This window comes from Patescibacteria group bacterium (genome assembly GCA_028707065.1).
Taxonomy (GTDB): Bacteria; Patescibacteriota; Patescibacteriia; order Patescibacteriales; family WJLG01; genus JAQTUZ01.
This window is the reverse complement of record JAQTUZ010000005.1, coordinates 55,604-75,922: the sequence shown is the minus strand read 5'-3', so window position 1 is coordinate 75,922 and position 20,319 is coordinate 55,604. Positions and strand designations below refer to the sequence as shown.

The following is a 20,319-nucleotide window of genomic DNA, read 5'->3' as shown; positions in this document are numbered from 1 at the left end:
TCGACTACCATCACCGGCCTGACTCCGGCCACCACCTACAGCTTTTCGCTCTGGGCCTATGATCAAGCCGGCAACAAATCCAGCTCGAGTTTGATGTGGGATCGCACTGACCGCAGCCCGACTTTGGCGATCAATTCCCGCGCCGAGCGGATCGATGGCACCGGATTAGTCGATCTCTCTTTCGCCGTCAATGATCCGGATCAGGACGACCAGGTGATGGCGCAATTGCAATATTTCACCGATCAAAATTGCCATTCGGCCGGGAATCAGGCGTATCTGGACGAAACCGACGCCAACACCACGGCCACCTACGGCGATCCCAAAGTCCAGAATAAAAATACTTATCAGATCGGCACCTCGACCGGCTGGATCCTGACTTCCTCGGGCGTAAACACGATCAACACGGTCTGGCTTTCACAGCATGATCTTCCTGCCGGTGACGGCACCTATTGTCTGAAGCTCGTGATCAATGATAACCGCGGCGGCACTGTCTCGGCCACTACTTCGCTGATCATTGACAACAAAGCGCCGGCCAGTTTCGGCCCGCTGACGCTCTCTCGCAAAAACGATACTTCAGTCACGGTTAATTTCGGTTCCGCGGCGAGCGAAAACCATTTTTCCCAATACAAGATTTATTACAAAATCGGCAGTTCGGGAGTGAAGCAAACCGATTCGGTTTTCAACTCGGTGAATGATTCGGCGCTGGGGTATCAAAATTACTCGGGCCATACCACCACCACCATCACCGGCCTTAATTCCGGAGCTGCTTATGTTTTTAATCTTTTTGCTTATGATACTTACGGCAATCTGGCGTCAAGCACTTCCGAATTCACTACCGCGACCAAAAATTTCCCGGCTCAACCATCGAATCTTGACCAATATCGTTCTGACGGCGTGACGGCCATCGCTGACGGCGGCTTTATCAATCAAAATGAAATTAATCTGTTTGCCACCTCCACCGACGCGGATGCCGATGCCATCACGCTTTATTATCAATTAGCCACCACCAGCGGCAGCTATCTTACCGCGACGACTACTCCGGTCAGCGCCTGTTCGAGCGGCACGGCTTACGCCTCCTGTCCTTCCCGGGTTTGGTACACTTTGGCGGCAACTAAAAAAGCAGATCTGAAAACCATTCCCGATAATGGCTATAAGTGGCAAGTATTGGCCTGCGATAATGACGGCTGTTCCCGAGCCTGGGCCGCTTTCAAAGTCACGGCCCCTCATCTGACGATCGATATCACGCCGCCGGCGGTATCTTCTTTCACCATGCCCGCCAGCTATGGTTCGACTACTGTCCCGGTCAGCGCTTTTAGCGCTAGCGACAATATCGGCGTAACCGGATATTTGATCACCGCCACTTCCGCCACGCCAAGTTTGGCCGATCCCAATTGGTCGGTTACGCCGCAAAGCTCGTTCACTTTTTCGGGAGCTTCCGGAGTCAAAACCGCTTACGCTTGGGCGAAAGACGCGGCGGGAAATATTTCCACCAGCGCCAGCGCGGCGGTGACCCTTGACGTTATCCGCTATTGGTACGGCCGCGCCAGCACGGGCAATGCCAATAATATGAATGATGGCTATAACTACGATCCGATGGGTCCGCTGCTTGCCACCGATAAGCTGGTTTTCAATTCCGGCGCGACTTCCTCGGCCGCTACCGCTGATCTGACTGTCGGTTCGATCACCGTCAACCCGGCCTTTACGGGCAATTGGTCGATTTCGGGATATAATCTTATTTCGAGCAGCTCAGTCATTATTAACGGTACCGGCGGCACCGTTAACCTGGGTAATAGCATAACCGTCAACGGCCCGTCGGCCACCTTGCGCGTCGCGGATACCGTCGGATCGTTTACGGCGAACAGCTGTACGATCACGATGAACGGCACCGCGGGAATGACTCTTGATATCATTAAGAGCGCCACCATCAAATCGTTGACTCTCGGGGCCAATGCCGTAGTAAATGCCAGTTCATCGGCGGTTTTTTCATCATCGGGAATACCGCTCACTTTGGGCAATAGCTCAACTTTGACTTCCGATGCCGGGAAAAATTTATATTTCGAACGCACCACTTCGGGGGATTTGTTTTCGGTCGGGACGAATTACAATTTTAATCCTAATGGCACTTTATATTTTTACGTGAATAACAATAATATCACGGTAAACATACCGGCGTTAACGGTCGGGGGATCGGGCAATATAATTTATACCGATTGGGGTTATCTGGGCGAGAATTTTAAATTTACCGGGGCGCAAAATTATAACGCCAAATCTTTGCTCTTCAGCTCGGGTTTTAACGATGGCCAGATTGCCTATGACCTGAATAATCAAAATATCAGCTGTGGCGCGTTTACGGTCGGCCCGCAAAACAATCCCACCACCGGTACGCTTACTGTAAATTATACCGGCAGCCAAATTTCCGTCGCCTCGTACGCAACCAATAATTACGCTTGTACGGAAAATTTCGGCACTTCCCAATGGACTGTTGCCGGAAACTGGACCATGGGCGCCACTCATACCGTCATCGCCAGCACCTCGCAGGTCACTTTTAAAGATACGGCCACGATCACTTCCAACGGCAAAAGTTTTTATGACGTGACCCTTGCCTCCACGTCCAAGACTTTCACTCTTGGCGACGCGCTTTCCGCCCACACCTTGAATCTTTCCGCCGGAACTTTGAATACCAACTCCCAAACCGTTTCGCTCTCGGGCAATGCGACCATCGCCGCCGCCACGACCTTCACCACCACCGGCAGCGCTTTCACTTTCACCGGCACGCCGACCATCACCGCCAACGGCAAAAGTTTCCCGCTAAGCACTTTTGATAATGGCGCCACTTTTGCCGATAACGTCACCTTTGCCCGGGCAATCTTCACACCCAACAAAACTTATACTTTCGCCAATGGCAGCAACTTCACTTTGACTTCATACACGGCGGGGGATTGGAACGGTACGACCGGAAACCTCGTAACCTTGCAATCTGATTCTTCCGGCAGCGCTTGGAATTTTATCAATCCCGCCGGAATGGCCGTATCTTACGTGGCAGTGAAAGATTCCTCGGCCACTAATGATATCAATGCCGTGAATGGAACCGATGTCGATAACGGCGGCAATAATGTTCACTGGCTGTTTCCGCCGACTATTCCTGATCCGCTAACCCGCATCGCTTCCACCACCGACTCCATCAAACTCGGTTATCCCGCCCCGGTCACCGAACTTAATTTTTCGCAATACAAAATATATTACCGCCTCGGTTCTACCACGCCCATTCATGAAACCGATTCGCTCTGGGGTTCCAGCTCGGATGCCAATCTGGGCGATATCAATTTCAACGGCAAATCCTCGACTACCGTCACCGGCCTTGCTCCGGGCACTGTCTATAGTTTTTCCATCTGGGCTTATGATAAGATCGGCGACAAATCCAGTTCGACTTTGATCTGGGATCGCACTGATCGTTTGCCCGATGTTTTGGTATTTAATTCGGCGGCGGAACGGATCGATGCTTCGGGAAAAGTTGACGTCAGTTTCAATGCCGACGATCCGGATCTGGATAACTTAACCGCTAAAGTCGAATATGTCGCCCGACCCGGAGCCAGCTGCGATTTTGCCTCGCCGCTCGTACCGACCCTGGATGAAACCGATGGGGCCACTACGGCCCATTGGGGCGATCCCAAAGTGCAGAATAAGAATTCTTATCAGATCGGCACTTCGACCGGCTGGATCTTGTCGTCCTCGACTCCCAACACGGTAAATTTTGTCTGGCTTTCTAAAGCTAACCTGCCTTCGGGAAATGGAATATATTGTTTGCGGATTACGGCCAATGATAACCGGGGCGGGACATTGTCGGCTACCACCAGTTTGGTCATTGATAATGCCGCGCCGACCAACCCCGGCCCGCTTACTTTGAATAAGCGCGGCAATTTGAGCATCACCGCTAATTTTAACGCGTCATCATCGGAAACCAATTTCAACCAGTATAAGATTTTTTATAAAGCCGGGACCTCCGGAGTAAAAGAGACCGATATCTTGTTCGGCTCATCAACTTCGCCGGGCGATGCGGCGCTCGCTGATGTTGATTTCAGCCAGCACGCCACCACCACTTTCACCGGCCTTAATCTTGGCACTAATTATGTTTTCAATATTTGGGCTTATGATCAATACGGCAATAAGGCCAGCGGTTCGCCCGAATTTACGGCGACGACCAAGAGTTTGCCGGCCAAAGCTACCGGAGCGACCCAATATCTGGCCAATGGCACAACCGTGGTCAATAACGACGATTGGGTTACGATCGACGAAATGAAATTTTTCGCCACTTCCACTGACGCTGACTCCGATGCCATCACCCTTTACTACCAGATAGCCACAACCAGCGGCACGTTTCTGACGGCCACCACCACTCCGGCCGATGCCTGCTCATCCGGTACGGCCTATGACTCGTGCCCTTCCCGAGTTTGGTACACTCCCGCTTCAATCAAAAAAGTTGATATTAAAACTATTCCCAATGACCAGTATAAATGGCAGGTGTTAGCCTGCGATGTTGATGGTTGCGCCAAGACTTGGGCCGCGTTTAACTCGGAGGTTCCCAATTTCAAAATCGATATTGGGCTGCATACTCCTCCCAATCCCTTGATCCGCCTTGCTTCCTCAACCATTTCGATCAAACTCGGTTTCCCCGCGCCGGTGACTGCTTTCGCCTTTATTCAATACAAGATTTTTTATCGACTTGGTTCCACTACGCTGATCCACGAAACCGATTCGCTTTGGGGTTCAAGTTCGGATCCTAATTTGAGTGACATTAATTTCAACGGCAAATCCTCGACGACTATTACCGGCTTGACTCCGGCCACGGTTTACAGCTTTTCGCTCTGGGCCTATGACGAGGCCGGCCATAAATCCAGTTCGACTTTGATCTGGGACCGCACTGACCGCGACCCCATTATCGTTATAAATTCCGCGGCCGAACGAATTGATGCCACCGGGAACGTTGATCTGTCTTTCGTTGTTTCTGATCCTGACCGGGACGATCAGGTGATGGCACAAGTGCGATATTTTACCGATCAATATTGCCATAGTTCCGGAGCGCCAACCACGCTCGACGAAACCGATGCCAATACCACCGCCACTTTTGGCGATCCCAAAGTGCAGAATAAAAATACTTTTCAGATTGGTACTTCGACCGGTTGGATCCTGACTTCTTCCGGCGTTAATACGGTTAACGCGGTTTGGCAATCGCTGTCTGATCTGCCCACGGGCGATGGCACCTATTGCCTCAAGCTGACGATCAACGATAACCGCGGCGCCACTACTTTTGCCACCACTTCGATCATCATCGACAACGTTGCTCCGACGAGCCCGGGCAATTTAACTTTGAACAAAAAGAACGATGGGTCGGTCACGGTCAATTTTAGCTCGGCCACCGCGGAAACTAATTTCCAAGAGTATAAAATATATTACCGAGTCGGCTCAAGCGGCGTCAAAGAAACTGATTTGCTTTGGAGTTCAGCGAACGATCCGGCCCTGGGTTCACAGACTTATCTTTCCCATGCCACCACCACCGTCACCGGCCTTTATGCCAGCACAACCTACGTCTTCAATCTTTTTGCTTACGATTCCTATGGCCACGTAGCCTCAAGCACTGCCGAATTTACCACCGGCACCAAACATTTTCCGGCCGATTCTTCCGGTTGGAACCAGTATCGTTCCGATGGCTTGACCGAGATCGCCAATGGCACATTCACCACTGAAGACGAAGTCAAACTCACCGCCACTTCCACTGACGCTGATTCTGATCCCATCACTCTTTATTATCAATTAGCCACCACTTCCGGTTCATATCTTACCGCCACTACCACGCCGGTAAACGCCTGCTCCTCGGGCGCCGCTTACGCCTCTTGTCCGGGCCGAGTCTGGTATGCTCCGGCTGCCATTAAACAAGTCGATATCAAGACAATTCCCGACAATGATTATAAATGGCAAGTTTTGGCCTGCGATGCCGACGGCTGCGCCAGGAATTGGCAGGCATTCAACGCTTCGACGCCTAACTTCAGGATCGGCGCGGTTCCGCCTTCCACTCCCAATCCTTTAACCAGGATCGCTTCCACCACCGTTGCCATCAAACTCGGTTTCCCGGCGCCGGTGACGGCTTCCGCCTTTGCTCAATACAAGATATTTTACCGCCTCGGCTCGACCACGCCCATCCGCGAAACCGACTCGCTCTGGGGTTCGAGCTCTGATCCTAATTTGAGTTCTCTCAATTTCAACGGCAAGTCCTCGACCACTATTACCGGATTGAATCCGGCCGCTACTTACAGTTTTTCGCTCTGGGCCTATGATCAAGCCGGCAATCGATCCAGCTCCACGTTGATCTGGGACCGCACCGACCGCAATCCCGCCGTCATCATTAATTCCGCGGCCGAACGGATCGATGCTACCGGCAAGGCTGATCTGTCTTTCGTTGTTTCTGATCCTGACCGGGACGATCAGGTGATGGCGCAAGTGCGATATTTCACCGATCAGTATTGCCATAGTTCCGGAGCGCCAACCACGCTCGATGAAACCGATGCCAATACCACCGCGACCTACGGCGACCCCAAAGTGCAGAACAAAAATACTTACCAGATCGGTACCTCAACCGGCTGGATTTTGACATCCTCGGGCGCGAATACGGTCAACACGGTTTGGCTCTCCAAAAATGATCTGCCCGCCGGGGAGGGAATATATTGCCTCCAGCTTTCGGTCAATGATAACCGCGGCGCCACCGCTTTCGCCACCACCTCGCTCATTATCGATAACCAAGCGCCGGCTGATTTCGGTCCGCTCACTTTATCCAAGAAAAACGATAATTCGATCACGGTCAATTTCAATGCCCAAGCAGTTGAAACCAATTTCTCCCAATACAAGATCTACTACAAAGCCGGTACCGCGGGCGTGAAGCAAACCGATACGCTCTTCGGTTCCTCCTCGGATGCGGCCTTGGGCTCGCAGACATATTTGAGCCACGCCACTACCACCATCAGCGGTCTTGATTCCGGCACGGCCTATGTGTTCAATCTTTTCGCCTATGATTCTTACGGCAACATCGCCAGTAGCACTTCCGAATTCACCACTGCCACCAAAAATTTCCCGGCGCAAGCTTCCGGTCTTATCCAATATCGCGCCGACGGAATTACGGTCATACCCAATGGCGCCTTCATCAATCAAAACGAAGTCAATCTTTTTGCCACCACCACCGATGCCGATGCCGACCCTATCACTCTCTACTATCAATTAGCCTCGACTTCCGGTTCGTATCTTACCGCCACTACGACTCCGGCCGATGCTTGCTCGTCCGGCACCGCTTATGCTTCCTGCCCGTCAAGGGTCTGGTATACTCCGGCCGCCACCAAAAAAGTCGACCTCAGCTCCATTCCCGACAATGATTACCAGTGGCAAGTTTTGGCCTGCGACATGGACGGCTGTTCGAAAAATTGGAAAACTTTCTCCGGCTCGGTTCCCAACTTCCGGATCGGCGCGGTCGGTCCTTCCAAGCCCGACCCCTTGATTAAGATCGCTTCTACCACGGTTTCGATCAAACTTGGTTTTCCCGCGCCAATAACCGCTTCCACTTTTGCCCAATACAAGATTTACTACCGCGTTGGTTCGACCACGGAGATTCATGAAACTGATTCGCTCTGGGGTTCGAGTTCGGATATTAATCTTTCTTCGCAAACTTTCAACGGCAAGTCTTCCACCACCATCACCGGCCTTACTCCAGCCGCTACTTACAGCTTTTCGCTCTGGGCTTACGATCAGGCTGGCAATCGATCCAGTTCGACTTTAGTTTGGGATCGCACTAACCGAAGCCCCACACTCGCCATTAATTCCGTGGCCGAACGAGTTGACGGTTCGGGCAGAGTCGATCTTTCTTTTGCCGTCAATGATTATGACGATGACGATCAGGTGATGGCCAGAGTGCAGTATTATACCGATCAAAATTGCCATTCGGCCGGCAACCAGGCGGAGATCGACGAAACCGACGCCAACACCACCGCCACTTACGGCGATCCCAAAGTGCAGAATAAAAATACTTATCAGATCGGCACTTCCACCGGCTGGATTCTGACCTCGCCGGGAATTAACACGATTAATACGGTTTGGCTCTCCAAAGCCGATTTGCCCGCCGGCGACGGAACCTATTGTCTGAAGCTCATGATCGACGATAACCGCGATGGTACTGCTCTGGCTACCACTTCCTTCATTATCGACAATAAAGCGCCGGCTGATTTCGGCCCGCTCACTTTGTCCCGCAAGAACGACAGTTCGATCACGGTCAATTTCGGTTCCGAGGCTTCGGAAAATCATTTCCAGGAATATAAGATTTATTACAAAGCCGGCAGTTCGGGCGTTAAACAAACCGATTCGCTTTTTGATTCCACCGATGACTCGGCCTTGGGATATCTTGATTACTCGGGCCATGCCACTACCACCGTTGAAAACTTATATTCCGGGACTGATTATGTGTTCAATCTTTTCGCTTATGATACTTACGGCAACGTGGCTTCCAGCACTTCCGAATTTACCACGACGACCAAATCATTCCCGGAGCTTCCTCCCAGCCTTGAACAATACCAAGCTGATGGTATTACGGTGATTGCTAATGGCGCGATCATTGATCAAGATGAGGTCAATCTTTTTGCCACTACCACCGACGCCGATGCCGACCCCATCACTCTTTACTATCAAATAGCCACTACCAGCGGCGCCTATCTTACGGCCACCACCACTCCGGTCAATGCCTGCTCATCCGGTACGGCCTGGGCAAGCTGCCCTTCCCGCGTTTGGTACACTGCCGCCGCCACCAAAAAAGCCGATATTACCGCGTTTCCCGATGGCGATTTCAAATGGCAAGCGTTAGCCTGCGATATTGACGGTTGTTCAAGAAATTGGAAAACTTTCAATAACTCGATCCCCAACTTCAGGATCGGCATGATTCCGCCTTCGACTCCCGATCCTTTGACCAGGATCGCTTCCACCACTGTTTCCATCAAGCTCGGTTTCCCCGCGCCAATAACCGCTTCCAGCTTCAGTCAATACAAGATATTTTATCGCCTTGGTTCCACTACACCGATCCGCGAAACCGATTCGCTTTGGGGTTCAAGTTCGGACCCTAATTTGAGCGACATTAATTTCAACGGCAAATCCTCGACGACTATTACCGGCTTGACTCCGGCCACGGTTTACAGTTTTTCGCTCTGGGCCTATGACCAGGCTGGCCGTAAATCCAGTTCCAGTTTGATGTGGGATCGCACTGATCGCGATCCGACTCTGGCGATAAATTCAGTTGTTGAACGATTTGACGGCACCGGCATGGTTGATCTGGCTTTCGCGGTTAATGATCCGGATCAGGACAACCAGGTGATGGCCAGAGTGCAATATTTTTCCGATCAATATTGTCGGGCGGCAGGAAACCAGGCCGAGATCGACGAAACCGATGCCAACACCACTGCCACTTACGGCGATCCCAAAGTCCAGAACAAAAATACTTATCAGATCGGTACCTCAACCGGCTGGATCCTGACTTCTTCCGGCGTTAATACGGTTAACACAATTTGGCAATCATTGTCTGATCTGCCCGCGGGCGATGGCACCTATTGCCTCAAGCTGACGATCAACGATAACCGCGGCGCCACTGCTTTTGCCACCACTTCGATCGTCATTGATAACGTTGCCCCGACGAGCCCGGGTAATTTAACTTTGAACAAAAAGAATGACAGTTCGGTCACGCTTGTCTTTGGCTCGGAAACCACGGAAACCCATTTCTCCCAATACAAGATCTACTACAAAGCCGGTACTGCGGGCGTGAAGCAAACCGATACGCTCTTCGGCTCTTCGAGCGATCCGGCTCTCGCTTCGCAGACATATTTGAGCCACGCCACCACCACCATCAGCGGTCTTGATTCCGGCACAGCCTACGTGTTCAATCTTTTCGCCTATGATTCTTACGGCAACATCGCTTCGAGCACTTCCGAATTCACCACTACCACCAAAAATTTCCCGGCGCAGGCTTCCGGTCTTATCCAATATCGCGCCGACGGAGTGACAGTTATACCCAATGGCGCCTTTATCAATCAAAACGAAGTCAATCTTTTCGCCACCACCACCGATGCCGATGCCGACCCCATCACTCTCTACTATCAATTAGCCTCGACGAGCGGTTCGTATCTTACCGCCACCACGACTCCGGCCGATGCTTGTTCGTCCGGCACGGCTTATGCTTCCTGCCCGTCCCGAGTCTGGTATACTCCGGCCGCCACCAAAAAAGTCAATATCAAAACCATTCCCGATAATGATTACCAGTGGCAAGTTTTGGCCTGCGACATGGACGGCTGCTCAACAGCCTGGAAAAAATTCGAAGTCTCGGTTCCCAATTTCATCGTTGATACTGCGCCGCCCTCCGCTCCCGATCCTTTAACCCGCCTTGCTTCCTCCACTACTTCGATCAAGCTCGGAATACCTGCCGCGGTTACGGAAACTAATTTTCAGCAATATAAAATCTACTACCGCCTCGGCTCGACCACGCCCATCCGCGAAACCGACTCGCTCTGGGGCTCGAGCTCTGATCCTAATTTGAGTTCTCTCAATTTCAACGGCAAGTCCTCGACTACCATTACCGGTCTTACTCCGGCCGCTACTTACAGTTTTTCGCTCTGGGCCTATGATCAAGCCGGCAATCGATCCAGCTCCACGTTGATCTGGGACCGCACCGACCGCAATCCCGCCATCATTATTAATTCCGCGGCCGAACGGATCGATGCTACCGGCAAGGCTGATCTGTCTTTCGTTGTTTCTGATCCGGACCAGGACGATCAGGTGATGGCGCAAGTGCGATATTTCACCGATCAATATTGCCATAGTTCCGGAGCGCCAACCACGCTCGATGAAACCGATGCCAATACCACCGCGACCTACGGCGATCCCAAAGTCCAGAACAAAAATACTTATCAGATCGGTACCTCAACCGGCTGGATTTTGACATCCTCGGGCGCGAATACGGTCAACACGGTTTGGCTCTCTAAAAATGATCTGCCCGCCGGGGAGGGAATATATTGCCTCCAGCTTTCGGTCAATGACAACCGCGGCGCCACCGCTTTCGCCACCACCTCGCTCATTATCGATAACCAAGCGCCGGCTGATTTCGGTCCGCTCACCTTATCTAAGAAAAACGATAATTCGATCACGGTCAATTTCAATGCCCAAGCAGTTGAAACCAATTTCTCCCAATACAAGATCTACTACAAAGCCGGTACCGCGGGCGTGAAGCAAACCGATACGCTCTTCGGCTCTTCGAGCGATCCGGCTCTCGCTTCGCAGACATATTTGAGCCACGCCACCACCACCATCAGCGGTCTTGATTCCGGCACGGCCTACGTGTTCAATCTTTTCGCCTATGATTCTTACGGCAACATCGCCAGTAGCACTTCCGAATTCACCACCACCACCAAGAATTTCCCGGCGCAAGCTTCCGGTCTTATCCAATATCGCGCCGACGGAATTACGGTCATACCCAATGGCGCCTTCATCAATCAAAACGAAGTCAATCTTTTTGCCACCACCACCGATGCCGATGCCGACCCCGTCACTCTCTATTATCAATTAGCCTCGACGAGCGGTTCGTATCTTACCGCCACTACGACTCCGGCCGATGCTTGCTCGTCCGGCACCGCTTATGCTTCCTGCCCGTCGAAGGTTTGGCGCAACAATTCCCCGGCCGACATTAAAGCTATCCCCGAGGGCAGCTATAAATGGCAGGCGTTAGCTTGCGATATTGACGGCTGCGCGCGAAACTGGAAGGCCTTTGACGCCGGCACGCCTAACTTTACGAATGATGAGACCGACCCGACCGCCCCCGGCGATTTGTCATTAAGCAAAAAAACCGATACTTCCATTGATCTCTTTTTTGGCTCGGCCACCGATGAAACCAATTTCTCCCAATACAAGATTTTCTACAAAGTCGGTTCCTCCGGCGTTACCGAGAGCGATATACTCTTCAGTTCTTCTTCTGACGCGGCGTTAGGTTCACAAACTTATCTTTCCCATGCCACTACTGCTATCTCCGGCCTCAACGCCGGCACGCAATATGTTTTCAATATTTACGCTTATGATTCGGCCGGCAACAAAGCCAGTTCCACTGAATTCTCCACGGCGACCAAGAATTTCCCGGCGATTCCCGATAACCTGGAGCAATATCGGTCCGATGGCATTACTGTTATTCCTAATAATTCCTGGTTGGATATTGATGAAGTTAATCTTTACGCGACCACGACCGACGCGGACGGCGATTCAGTGACTATTTATTACCAGCTGGCCACCAGCTCGGAATCGTTTAAAACTTCCACTTCCACGCCGAGCAATGCCTGCTCTTCCGGCACCGCCTACGCCGGCTGTTCCAGCAAAGTTTGGCTGGCGGCCAATGCCGTAAAAGTCGATTTAAAGAATATTCCTTTTGGAAGTTACAAATGGCAGGCCTTGGCTTGCGATGCCGACGGCTGCTCGAGAGCCTGGAAGAAATTCAATGAAACCATTCCCAATTTCATTCTGGCCAGCTCCAATCTTTCCACGCCCGGTCCGCTGACCGTGATCGCTTCAAGTTCCGCTTCGATGAAACTTGGCTACCCCGCTCCGGTCACGGGCGCTGGTTTTTCGCAGTATAAAATTTATTATCGCGTCGGTTCAACCACGCCGGTTCGCGAAACCGACTCGCTCTGGGGTTCCAGCTCGGATGCTAATTTGGGCGCGATCGATTTCAACGGTAAATCTTCCACCACTGTCACCGGCTTAAATAGCGGCACGGCTTATAGTTTCTCGATTTGGGCCTATGATAATTACGGCGGTAAAACCAGCTCGACGATGATCTGGGAGCGCACCGACCGCTTGCCGACCATTATTTTTAATTCAGCGGCGGAAAGAACAAATGGCACGGGGGTGGTGGATATTTCCTTGCTGGTCGGCGATCCGGACGGCGACAATCAAACAATGGCGAGAGTGGAATACGCGGCCGGTTCCAGCTGCGATTTTTCCAGCCCGCTTAAGGCAGCGCTTGATGAGAGATATACGCATTCATCCGCTTTCTTCGGCCACCCGACCATCCAAAATAAAAATGATTACCAGATCGGCACCTCGACCGGCTGGATCCTGACTTCCTTCGGTAATAATACGCTCAATTTTGAATGGCCGAGTAAAACTGATCTGCCCGCCGGTGATGGTATCTATTGTCTCCGGGTCACGGCGAACGACAATCGCGGCGGCACCAAGTCGGCCACGACCACTTTGATCATTGATAATGCCCCGCCGGCTGCTTTGGGCGCTTTGACTTTGAGCAAAAAAACCATCAACAGCGTGACTGTTTTGTTCGGCACGGCCGCCACCGAAACCAATTTCCGCCAATATAAAATTTATTATAAAGCGGGAACCAGCGGCGTTAATGAACATAATACCCTGTTCGGCTCTTCCTCGGACGCGGTCCTAAGCGTCCTTGATTATTCCGGCCATGCCACCACGACAATCGCCGGCTTGAATACCAATACTGATTATGTTTTCAATATCTGGGCTTATGATCTTTACGGCAATAAAGCTTCCAGCAGCCCTGAATTCACCACCAAGACCCCGGTCGGTCCGACCGGCGTGATCAATTCCGCCGCGGAGCAGGTTGATGGTTCGGGGCGCATTAATATTTCCATTACCGCCGATGATCCTAATGACTATGATACTCGCGCCAAGCTGGAATATTTTGCCAATTCCGGCTGCACCGGCTCGCCGCTTAAGCCGACTTTGGACGAAGACCCGTCATCGATCTCCGCCTCGACCGGCACTCCGGTCATCCAGAATAAAAATTCCTATCAGGTCGGCACCAGCACCGGTTACATCAGCACCTCTGACGGCGCCAACACCGTCAACTTCGTCTGGCTTTCCCAGGCGGATGTGCCGGCGGCCGAAGGGACTTATTGTCTGCGCCTGACCGTTAATAACGGATCATATGATTCGACGGCGACCACCACCGCCTTGTATATTGATAATAAAGCCCCGACCGGGCTGGGCAATCTGACAATCAACAAAAAAGTCGGCAGCAGCGCGATCTTGAATTATGGCGCCGCGGCCGCGGAAGCTAATTTTTACCGCTACCGGATTTTCTACAAAACCGGCAGCCCGCCGGTGGCGGAAACGGACAATGAAAAGACCGACAGCAATTTGAATTATCAGAATTATAACGGCGCGGCCACGACCACCATTAGCGGCTTGACCGCGGGCAATTGGTATGCGGCCAATATCTGGGCTGACGATGATTACGGCAATAAAGCCAGCGCCACTCCGGTCAGTTTCAAAATCAACCAAAAGCCGGATAACCCCAATGACCTTAAACAGACCAAGAGCGACGGCACGCCCATTCTCAACGGCGCGGTCATTGATCAGGCTACGGTAAAGCTGCGGGCCAATGTGGTGGATACGGATTCCACCAGCACCACTTTCTATTTCCAATTGTTGGATAATGGGACTGGGTTTACTACTGCGACTTCCGCGCCAGGAACAACTTGTGCGAGCAATACCGCCTTTAATTCTTGCGCCGCCAAAATCTGGGCGGCCGCCACTTCCTCGGGCCCGTCCGATTGGTATAACGCCGGCTGGTTGTATCGCCGGAAGATCACTGTTAATCACGCGCAAGTGGCCGCTGATCTCACTGACTTCCCGATCTTGATCGCCACGGCTACCGATGCTGATCTGGCGGCCAAGGCCCGCGCCGACGGACATGATATCATTTTTACCGCCGCTGACGGCCGGACCCTATTGAATTTTGCCCAAGAGAAATTCAATTCCACGACGGGTGAATACGAATTCTGGGTCAAGTCCGGTCTTTCGGCGAGCGTTGACACTGATATTTATCTGTATTACGGCAACTCCGGCCAAACCGCCGATCTTTCTTCGGCTAATACTTGGAACAGCGATTATCAGGCTGTCTGGCATTTAGCCGAATCTGGCACCGGGGCGAGATTAGACTCGACCGTTAACGCCAATAATGCCGCGACCCATAATTTTGACGGCAGCGAAAAAGGCCGCGCCGGCATTATTGACGGAGCTGATGATTTTAACAGCGCCAACAAATTTTTGCAGGCGGCGAATTCGGCCAGTTTGGATATTACCGGCGGTTTGACCGTTTCCGGCTGGATCAACCCGGATACGGCGACAGTCGACAGTTTGTCAGGTAGCGGCGAGGCCCGTTATCAATTTGTCGGCTTGAAATGGCCTGCTGACGGCGGAGCGGATTGCGCTCCCGCGGGCGCTTTTGATCCGGCCATGATTGATCCTTATTCCGGCGCGACTTATGGCAGCGACACTTGGGCTAACGGCTCATCCTGGAAAGTTTATGATACCAGTTTGTCCTCGGTTTATTATCAGGCCGCGCCCTATTCGATCGATTTGAACAAAGTTTGGGGAAACACGGCGGTGAACTCCGAAGCTTATGTCGGAGCTTACATTTATTCGCCGGATGGCCGCACGGTCAATATTTCCCGCGGTTCTGATGACGGCAGTGAATTGTGGGTGAACGGCCGTTTGATTTCGGCCGATTGCCAGGTCCACGGCTTCACGGCTGATGCTCTGGTTAACGCGGTCGATTTGAAACAAGGCTGGAATACCATCATTGTCAGAGTGGTGAACGGCAGCGGCGATTGGGTAGGCGAGTGGCGAATTTCTTCGAACGCGAGCGGACTATCCGCTTTGGCCAATCCCCGGATCATCGCGGATAAGCAAAATTATCAAGTTTCGCAAAAGGGGAGTTATCTCTCGGCTGGTTACGGCACGACCACGGTGGACGCGCTGATCGCCACTGATAGCTGGCAATATTTCACTTTGCTCGGGGATAGTTCTCATTTGGAACTTAAGCTGAACGGCCAATCACAGGCCAGCACCACTTTTTCCACCGCGCCCGAAACCAATGATCAGCCGCTGCGAATTGGCTTAGGTTTTGACGGCCGGCTTGATGAAATCACCGTGGCGGACACTAAGGCCGGCGCCGCTTGGATAAGCACGACTTATCGCAATCAAAATGATCCGGAATCATTTACCAATGCCGGTGCCGAAGAGACAAGAACCGGCATGGGCGATCAAGTTACTGTCCCCGGTCTGCCGGATTCGGCAGTCGGTTATAAATGGCAAGCGCTGGTTTGCGACGAAGAAAATGCCTGTTCCAATTGGACCAAGTTCAATGATACCGTGCCGAACTTCACGGTCTCGGGCAATGGGCCGACTCTTCCTGGCGCGTTAACCTTGGATTCCAAGACTTCGCATAGCTTGACCTTGAATTTCGGAGCAGAAAGCGCTTCAGCCTTCTTTACTCAATATAAAATATTCTACCAAGCCGGGTCGAGCGGCGTAAAGGAAACCGATTCGCTCTGGGGTTCAAGCTCGGATGCCAATCTCGCCTACATTAATTATAACGGCGCGGGTTCGACCACTATTGCTAATTTGGCGGCCAATACTCAATACGTCTTTAATATTTACGCTTATGATTCAACAGGTAGGCGAGCCAGCTCCACGTCCGAATTGACCGCGACCACCAACGCTCTTCCGACCGCGAGTTTTGCCTCGGCTTCAGAGCAGACCGACGGCTCGGGCCGGGTGGACATCGCCATTATCGCCAACGATGCCAACCAGGATAATTTAAAAGCCAAGCTGGAGTTCTTCGCCAATTCCCGCTGCGTGGGCGCGCCATACGCGACAACTTTGGACGAAACCGATTATACCGCCACTTCCACTTATGGCGATGCTAAGATCAGCAACACCAACGCTTACCAGATCGGCAATTCGAGCGGCTGGATCATTACCAGCTCCGGCGCCAATACGGTTAATTTTGATTGGCTTTCCACGATCGATCTGCCGGCCGGCAACGCGGTTTATTGTTTGCGCTTAACCGCTAACGACGGAATTGAAGATCAGGCAGCGCCGGCCACGACTTCGCTAGTCATCGATAATATCAAACCGACCGCTCCCGGCGCTTTGACTTTGGGCAAAAGAGGTTCGACTTATCTGGAACTTGTTTTTGGCGCGGCAACCCGGGAAACCAATTTCCAAAGCTACCGCATTTTCTATAAGCAGGGGACCGGCGTTACCGAAAGCGACACGGAATTGTCCGATGCCAATCTCGCCTACATTAATTATAATGGCGCGGCCACGACCACCGCGACCGGGCTGACCGGCGGCAAACAGTACAGTTTTAAGATTTTCGCTTATGATGATTACGGGCATAAAGCCAGTTCCACGGAAACAACTTATTCCACTGATCATTTGCCGACCGGGACCTTCAATTCGGCCGCCGAGGAAACCAACGGCAGCGGCGTGGTCGACATTTCCTTCACTACCAGCGACCCGGACGGCGATTCGGTCGCGGCCAAGCTGGAATATTTTGCCGATGCCGATTGCCATGGCTCGCCGCTTGACCCGACTTTGAACAACGCCAGTTCCACGATCAGCGCCAGCTTCGGCCACCCGGATCTTAATAATAATAACGCTTATCAAATCGGCGACGCTTCCCGGATTATCACTACCAGCGGGCCGAACACGGTTAACTTCGATTGGCTCGCTGGCTTGGATTTGCCAACCGGCGACGGAATTTATTGTTTGCGCTTGACGATCAACGATGGAAAAAATGATCAACTTGCATCGGCCACCACCAGTTTAGTGATCGATAATGCCGCGCCCTCCACCCCTGGCGATCTCTCTGTCTCCCGCGTTAATGGCGATTATGTTTTCTTGAAATTCGGTTCGGCCGCGGCTGATTCGCATTTCCGGGAATATAAAGTTTTCTACCAAGTCGGCACGGCCACGGTCACCGAAGCCGATCTGTCTTTGACCAAAGCGCTGGATTATAACTTGGGGTTTGCCGATTATAACGGCAAAGCCACCACCGCGGTCTCTAATTTGACCGCGGTAGCCCAATATTCCTTTAATATCTGGGCCTATGATTACTACGGCAATAAATCGTCGGCTGTTAACCAGGTGTCCACCACCACGTATAGCAGCACAGGCGCGACTTGGCGCGAGGCCGAGGACACGGTTGATCCGACCAACATTCTTTATCTGGGCAAGGAAAAACCAGTCAGAGTCAGGATCAGCGTGGCCAATATCGGCGATTGGTCAACAACAGATCAATACAAAGTGCAATACGCGGATAAGGCGGCCAGTTGCGCGGCGGTGGTTTCCTGGAATGATGTGCCGACCACCACGGCCGCCGATGATTTTGCCATGATCGATTCCAGCTATTTCTTCAACGGCGAACCGACCGTCCAGCGCTTTAATAATGCCGAGGGCTACAATTTCGTGCCTGGCAGTTTGATCAAGGCCTTGAGCAATCAAAGCGCCTCGACCACTTTGGGCGCTAACGAATATACTGAATTGGAATATGCTTTCCAGGCGACCACCAATGCCGCGGCCGGCCAGACTTATTGTTTCCGCGTCTTGAAGAACGGTCAGGTATTGGACGCTTACACACGCTATCCGGAATTGACCTTATCGCCGCCGCCTGACAGCTCTTTCTTGTCCGCGCAGCAAAAAAGAGACGGTTCAGCAGTGGTCAGAATGACTTTAAACGTTTCGCATCCGGCCGGTTATCCCACCCAGCTCAAGCTGGAATTCGGGGCCAATTCTTCCTGCGATTTCGGCTCGTCGCTTGATCCTACTCTGGATACTGATCCGGCCTCGGTGAGCGCGACTTACGGGCTTCCCGATATCGACAATAGCGAAACCTATCAGATCGGCTCCACTACCGGCAATATGATCATCACGGCTTACGGCACCAATACCGTGGCTTTTGATTGGCCGACCTTGAATGATGTCTCCGGCATTGATCAAATTTTTTGTTTGCGCGGCACGGCCTACGACGGTTATGACAATCAAACCGTCTCGGCCACCACCACGGTCATCATCGATCAGGTCAAGCCGACCAATCCGGGGAACTTGGCCACCACCAGCAAAACCACCGGTTCGGTCACTCTGGTGTTCGGCTCGGCATCCTCGGACACCCACTTTAAAGAGTACCGGATATATTATAAGGTAGGCAGTTCGGGCGTAACCGAGAGCGATTCGCTTTGGGGATCGACGTCCGATCCTAATTTGGGTTACGCCGATTATAACAGCGCGGCCACCACGACCGTCACCGGCTTGACGGCCAACCAGCAATACGTCTTCCGCATCTGGGCTTATGATCAATACGGCAATAAATCCAGTTCCTCGGAAGAAATTTCCGTTTATCTCTGGAGCACTAAGCGCTCGGGCGGTCCCTGGCGCTGGTATCAGGATCAATATAATGAAACGCCGCAAATTCCGCTGGCTGATGAAAACGCGACGCCAAACAATATCACGGACGGACAAATAATGAAATTAAGAATGGCTTTCCAGGAAATCCAGGGTCTTGACGCGCTTGATACCAAGATCCGTTTGCAGTATTCCACTTATTCTGATTTTTTAACTGACGTAAATTGGGTAGGGGAGATCAGCTCAACTACCGATTGGACTTATGCCGATGGCATTGATCTGGATAATGATCCGATCCAAAATTTATTACTAAGCACGACCACGGCAAAGATGACTCATAACGAATCCGGTATTTCCACTTCCTCGGCCGTGCAGCCGGCCAACAGCTGGGGCGAATGGGAATTTACCATCAGGAACAATGGCGCGGCTTCCGGAACCGTTTATTATTTCCGCGGTTACGATAATAATATTGATCAGCCGATTCCCACCAAACCTTATGCTGTTTACCCGAGTCTGATCGCCGCCGCCGGCAGCCTGACCTTGACCGTGGCCGGACTGCCGGCCGGCACGGCCACGGAAGGAATCGTCACCACCGCGACGACCAGCGAGGCGAGCGTTCCGTTCGGCGTGCTTGCTCCCGACAATCAGGTGATCGGCGCGCAGCGGTTTACCGTCTCCACTAACGCGGAATGGGGTTACAGTTTGTATGCCTTCCAAACCAACGATTTCATCAGTTCGAACGGAGCGATAATAAATCCGGTTCCTTGGACTAACGCTTCGCCCGCGGCTTGGCCTGTTGTCTTCAACCCGAGCGATTTCGGTTATCATTCCGGCGACGATACTCTTTCCGGAGCGGCGCCTTCGCGCTTTGCCGCCGATAACACTTACGCGCAATTTGATTCAAGCAACCAGGAAATTTCTTACAGTTCGATTCCGGTGACCGATGAAACCTTCGATTTAATTTTCCGCGCCGGCATCGGCAGCCTGCAGCCGGCCGGGGATTACTCGACGAATATTGTGTATATCTTGGTGCCGACTTACTAA

Annotated in this window: 1 protein-coding gene (running past one end of the window); it reads left to right on the top strand. The window is 52.2% G+C overall.

The genetic code is table 11. The annotated features are described in order from the left end of the window. A protein-coding gene (locus PHE24_02765; protein ID MDD4902036.1) for a DUF2341 domain-containing protein crosses the window boundary here: on the top strand, positions 1–20,319 show its 3' portion. The gene continues 6,720 nt to the left of window position 1, outside the view; 20,319 of the gene's 27,039 nt are visible here — the last part of the coding sequence; its start codon lies off the left edge, out of view; it ends in the stop codon at positions 20,317–20,319.